Genomic DNA, 509 nt, shown 5'->3' on the forward strand with positions numbered 1-509 from the left:
GTTGCTCCAGAAGTAGATAGCTTAACCTTCGGGAGGGCGTTTACCACGGAGTGATTCATGACTGGGGTGAAGTCGTAACAAGGTAACCCTAGGGGAACCTGGGGTTGGATCACCTCCTTACCTTAATTCTCAGCGCCTGCTGAGTGTTCACACAGTTTGCTTGATATAAAAGAGTGACGATTGGCCTTGATGCTAAAGCATCAAGGCACAGTTTTGGGTCTGTAGCTCAGTTGGTTAGAGCGCACCCCTGATAAGGGTGAGGTCGGTAGTTCAAATCTACTCAGACCCACCAAATTCTTCCCATGCCTGCGTTGAAGCAACGCTCGTTTAGTGAACTAAACGTCGCGTCCCTTCGCCTTGCCTGAGAAGCATTTGGTAAAACAAAGGTCGGCTAAATGGGGCTATAGCTCAGCTGGGAGAGCGCCTGCTTTGCACGCAGGAGGTCAGCGGTTCGATCCCGCTTAGCTCCACCATTCAGTCATCGTCATAAGCTGTAAGCTTTACGTTTT

2 tRNA genes and 1 rRNA gene are annotated in these 509 nt (G+C 50.1%); all 3 read left to right on the forward strand.

The features are described from left to right. Positions 1–120 (forward strand): 16S ribosomal RNA (locus DA373_RS16115); the annotation flags it as partial. 95 nt (positions 121–215) lie between these two features. Next, a tRNA-Ile gene (locus tag DA373_RS16120) sits at positions 216–292 on the forward strand. Positions 293–397: 105 nt separating this feature from the next. After that, positions 398–473: transfer RNA gene (locus tag DA373_RS16125), tRNA-Ala, on the forward strand. The last annotated feature ends 36 nt before the right edge of the window (positions 474–509 follow it).

This window comes from Oceanimonas marisflavi (genome assembly GCF_003049725.1).
In the GTDB taxonomy this organism is placed as follows: Bacteria; Pseudomonadota; Gammaproteobacteria; order Enterobacterales; family Aeromonadaceae; genus Oceanimonas; species Oceanimonas marisflavi.